The sequence below is a fragment of the Streptomyces sp. CA189 genome (assembly GCF_056428985.1).
Map to the genome: position 1 here is coordinate 1 of NZ_JBWJVM010000153.1, position 4,814 is coordinate 4,814.

The window sequence follows — 4,814 nt, forward strand, 5'->3', positions numbered from 1 at the left end:
GCCTCGCTTCGCGAGGCATGGCCTGCTCCTTCGGAGCAGGTACCTAGGCGCTGCGCGCCTAGGAGGGAAGCGGGCGGGGGCATGGCCTGTTCCTTCGGAACAAGTCCCAAGCGCTGCGCGCTTGGGACTGAAACGCCGAGCTGCGCTCGGCGGCCCCGCTTTGCGGGGCATGGCCTGCCCTTCGGGCGGGTACCCCAGCGCTGCGCGCTGGGGACTGAAACCCCTCGCTGGGCTCGGGGGCCCCGCGAAGCGAGGCATGGTCTGCTCCTTCGGAGCAGGTACTCCAAGGCGCTGCGCGCCTGGGACTGAAACCCCCTGGCTGCGCTCGGGGGGCCCTGCTCCGCAGGGCATAGCCGCCCTTCGGGCCGAGCTCTCCGTTTCGCTCCGAGCTATGGCCGGCCTTTCGGCCGGGGGCCTGAGCTTTGCTTGGGAGGTACCAGTTGGTGAAGCCGGCCTGGAGCCAGAGCAGGAAGGGGCCTGTAAAGCAGGCCCCTTCGGGTGAAGCGAAGCGGAACCCGAACCAGTCCTGAGGTTCGTTCCAGAGTTCTCTGGTTCTGTTGCGCTTCACCAGTAGAACCTTCGAACTCCAGCGCTTCCAGGGGAGTAATCCCGCTTCAACGACCCCCGAACTAAGGCCTGTTGGCCGGGTTGGCTTCCCCATGTTGGGTCTTTACGTCTGGGGTCTTAACGGCGTTAACGGGGTGGGGGCTGGCTGGGGTGTTAACGGCGTTAAGGGTCTGCTGGGAGGTCTGATTCAAAATATGAGGTGGATAGAGATGGGAATCAGTCAGATTCTGCGGGGTTGTGGCTGGGGAGTGGGGGATTCCGGTGGGGGTGAGAGGTGTTGGGTGGGGGTCGTTTTCTGGGCGGGCAAGGGTCTTACCTGCTGTTTGAGATGGGGTTGAGAGCTTGAACGGGAGCTGCCACGCGCCTATAGAAGGTACGGAGATGCGTCGTCGCAGGTCAGAGGGGGTACGGGGGAAAAGATATGCCCCCTCAGGAGGGACATATCTCGGGTGTTGTGTCGCTGGTAGGGGGACACAACGGCTGCAAAATGTCAGTGGTACTGACGTAAAATGCGCTAAAACGTCGGGGGGGCTGACGTATTGGGGGAGATCTGCCGGCTAACTGGTGGTGGGGCGGGTGGGGTTGGCCGGGGAGGGGCGGGAGGGGGCTCGGGCGGTGTGTGGCTGAGATATGTCACCTGTGAGGGGACACAAGACACGCCGAACGTCAACGAGCGTGACACTTGTGTCACCCTTGTTGACATACTGATCTCCGCAGATCAACGGAGTGGAGAGCAGCCTCGTGTCATCAGAGCCACAGCGCCGCCGGGGCAATCCGGTAGGGACCCCGCGTCCCGATCTGCCGGTGGACGACGCGATCTCCGCGTGGAGTCAGCCTCTGGCTCCGGTCAAGGATCTGGACAGCCTCGCGAAGCGGTACCCGACGCGGAAGCTGACCTTGGACGGCGAGCGCAAGCCGCTGGAGTTCTACGGGACCGAGAATCAGCCGAATGCGTTCTCGATGGACAGCCTCGAGTTCTTCCTCGTGATTGCCCAGTACTTCCGGGAAGCGCTGCCCCTGCGGCTGATCCTGCTGCTCATCGCCTGCCAGCGGGCGGGGGGGCGGATTCCACTTACCCAGGAGGAGATGGCTACCATCCTGGATGTCAGCCGGACGAAGACGTCGGAAGCTCTGCACACGGTGATGTCTCATGGGATCGTCTTCAAGGTGCGGCGGGGTGTGTATCAGTTCAACCCGCCCTACAGTTACCGGGTGGCGGAGTTCATCCCGGGTACCGAGATGACGGGTGAGTTCGTGAAGGTGGAGCAGCACGGGACCATCTCGCAGATTCGTAGCGATACGAGCCTGCCGGACTTGGTGCGCTTCCCCTCGCTGGACCACATGAGGCAGGCCATCGCGGAACTGCGGGCCGAACGGGCAAGAGAGCGCGCTGCGCGTCGGGTGAGCCGGACGAAGCGCACGGGAGAAGGGACGGCTCAGTGAGCACCTTGCGATTCGCTGCGGTCAACGCCGACGGGCTGCTCTCCGACCTCGACCTGCCGCCGGCGGCGTACCGAGTACTGCTGAAGCTGCGTTCGCTCAGTGAGCCGGGCGGGCGGATCCTCATCGACCAGGCGACGGTCGGCGGGATGCTGGACCTGAGCCGGCCGAGCGTGAACGCCGCGCTGCGGAGCCTGGAGTTGGCGAAGCTGGTCAGGAAGATCCGGAACGGGGTCTACCAGATCAACCCGATGCTCGCCGGGTACACCTCGTTCGAGGATGCGGTCGCGGCCGTGAACGAGATGGACGCCGAGGAGCGGCTGGACGCGCGGGGCTATGTGGCCAGCTACCACCGGGCGGTGGCGGCGTATCAGGACCAGCTCGCGGAGCAGCGGAAGAAGCGGGCGGCTCAGGCCGTCGCGAAGAAGGCGGCTGAATCGAAGCGGCGTAGGGCGCTGCACGCGGTTGGCTGACGAGTGGCGTTTGAAGGGCTTCTGAGGGGTGCTCAGGGGCTTGTGGGGGCCTCGGAGTACTCCGGGGCCCTTTGTGGTGCCTGAGGGGCTCAGGGGGGAGCGTGGGGGCTCGCGGCCCGTCTGTCGTGGCGGAGGCGGAGTCGGAGCGGCTGAGGGACTACCTCCTCGAAAGGTTTTGCCAGCTCGTCGTGCGCGGGCCTGGTTCCCTCCGGGTTGGGGGAAGGACATCCTCGGTGGGTTCTCTTAGAAGTTGAGTTCTACGTAGTCGATGTCGGTGAACTCGACGAGGAGGCCCTGGGCGCGGGCGCCGTGGTCCTTGAAGTAGATCTCCTGGAGCCCTTCGGCGGTGATGCCGCGGAGCTGGGCTTCGGTGGCTCCGGCCTCGTAGGCGGTGAAGAGGCGGGAGGCGTACTCCGGGGGGAGGTGCTGGGTGATGCGGCGCATGCGGCCGTCGTCGGTCGTGCCGGGGGCGGCGCTGAACCCGAAGCGGGCGCGGGTCTCGATGATCAGGCCGGTCTGCTTCGCGGCCTTGGAGCGGGCCCGCTTGCGGACGAGAGGCTGCCAGCGGCGGCGTACCTCTCGCTCCAGGCGGGCGGCGAGGGCCGGCTTGGGCCGCTTGATCTGGTCCTTCATGTACCGCTCGACGGTGCGCCGGGAGATGGCGAGGAGGTCCGCCACGGCCTTCGTGGACTTGAGCTTCTTGACCAGGTAGCGGATTTGGGCCCCGGCCGACTTGGGAATGGGGCGGGTGAAGTTCTGCTCGTCGGCACGGTCGAGGCTGTCGCTGATCTCGGACATGGGTGGCTCTTACTCTCCGTCGGCGGCGGCGTCGTGGCCCTTGATGTGGCGGGCGGGGTTGTGGCGTTCGTCGAGCAGGCCAACGGCCCAGAGGAGGGGTTGGGTGCCCTCGTGCTTGACCATGCCGGGGCTGACACCGAGGCGGAAGCCGCCGGGCAGGGGCTTGCCCTCGGGGGTGCGGGGGAGGAAGTCGAGGGGGCTGGGGCCGTCGGAGAGGTAGACCGCGCAGTCGGAGAGGACGGCGATGGGGTAGAGGTCGGCTGCTGTCGCGAGCTTCTGCATCTTGCGGTGCATGTTGACGCGGGCCGTGGAGATGACGGCGGCTCGGATGTCGGGGCGCCAGGTGGGGCGTTCGAGGGCGGGCCAGCTTTCGCCGGGGCGGTAGCCGGCGCCCTGCGGGCGTTCGCGGAGCTTGCCGATGCCGCCCTTGACGGTGGACTTGATCGCGGAGAGGACCGCGGTCTGGGGGGCGGGGTTGTCGGGGTCCCCCTTGTAGTGCGCCATGGCGTCCAGGAACTCGACGTCGGCGAGGGCCGCGTGCACGCCGAGCTCCGCCATCGTCGCCATGTAGGCGTCGCGCAGGCGGGTGTACCAGGCGTCGAGATACGGGCCGTGGTCCGGGCGGAGCCAGGCCTCGGTGGGCTGGACGGAGAGGCCGAGCTCCTTGGCGTAGGCGAGGGTCGGAGTGGCGTACCAGGCGGGGCCGGTGGGCGGGCGGCCGTGCGGGGTGAAGGGGCTGGGGAGGCGGGGGTCGAGGGCGGCGGCTTCGGCCGAGAGGTCGGCCAGCCAGCAACCGGGGAGCTTCGGGTCGAAGCGGGGGCCGTCGGTGTGGACCGCGGGGCCGATGCCGACGAGGAGGCGGTTGGCGGCCGCGGCGAAGGCCATGTTCACGTCGATGCCGACGGCGTGGGTCCGGGTGCACTCGGCGTCGGTGAGGAGCTGGGGGTCGCGGATCCAGTCGTACGCCTCTTCGTCGAGGACCTGGTCCGGGGTGCGCTGGTGGGAGCGGGGGTAGAGGGCCGCGACGACCGGGTGCTCGTCGGGGGCCTCCGGGGGGGCGGGGTCGACGGGGCGGGTGAGGGAGCCGGGGACCGGGGCGGAGACCCAGGTGTTCGTGGACTCGTCGCGGGCGGCGCGGGTGGGCGGGCGCAGCGCCGTCATCAGCTCCAGGCCGGATACGGCCGTGGAGCCGCGGGGGGTGAGGACGCGGGTCGCGTAGGAGGTGAGGAGCTCGGCGAGTTCCGGTGCGGGGAGTTCGGCGGTGTGCTCGCCCCAGGCGCGGGGGTCGAGGGCGCCCCAGGGGAGGATCGCGAGCTGGACGCACTGGCGGCCGGTGGTGGGGGTGGCGGGGCGGTAGATGCGGGGCCAGGGGCCGAAGCCGCGGCGGGTCAGCTGCCACTTCGCCTTGGTGAGCTGCTTGATGACCGGGTGGTCGTCGGGGAGGCGGAGGCCGCGGCGGTCTTCCAGGATCAGGGGGAGTCCGAGTGCCTCGGTGGCTTCGGGGGTGAGGACGAGGAGGGGGTCGCCGTCCTTGCC

4 protein-coding genes are annotated in these 4,814 nt (G+C 68.4%); 2 read left to right on the forward strand and 2 right to left on the reverse strand.

Going from position 1 to position 4,814, the window contains the following annotated elements:
- Positions 1-1,371 precede the first annotated feature (1,371 nt).
- A complete protein-coding gene (locus tag AC061S_RS44075) occupies positions 1,372-2,010 on the forward strand; it encodes a helix-turn-helix domain-containing protein (protein ID WP_239516702.1) in 639 nt (212 codons plus the stop codon).
- The gene (locus tag AC061S_RS44080) at positions 2,007-2,480 is read left to right on the forward strand and encodes a MarR family transcriptional regulator (protein WP_250744360.1); all 474 of its coding nucleotides are present in this window, start codon (positions 2,007-2,009) and stop codon (positions 2,478-2,480) included. Before AC061S_RS44075 ends, AC061S_RS44080 begins: the two co-directional genes overlap by 4 nt.
- 243 nt (positions 2,481-2,723) lie before the next feature.
- Here the strand turns inward: AC061S_RS44080 and tpg are convergent, their stop codons facing one another.
- Entirely contained in the window at positions 2,724-3,278 is a 555-nt protein-coding gene (gene tpg, locus AC061S_RS44085; protein ID WP_478691516.1) for a telomere-protecting terminal protein Tpg, read from the reverse strand.
- A gap of 9 nt (positions 3,279-3,287) precedes the next feature.
- Positions 3,288-4,814 (reverse strand): telomere-associated protein Tap (gene tap / locus AC061S_RS44090; RefSeq protein ID WP_478691517.1); only part of this gene is annotated, 1,527 nt, incomplete at its 5' end.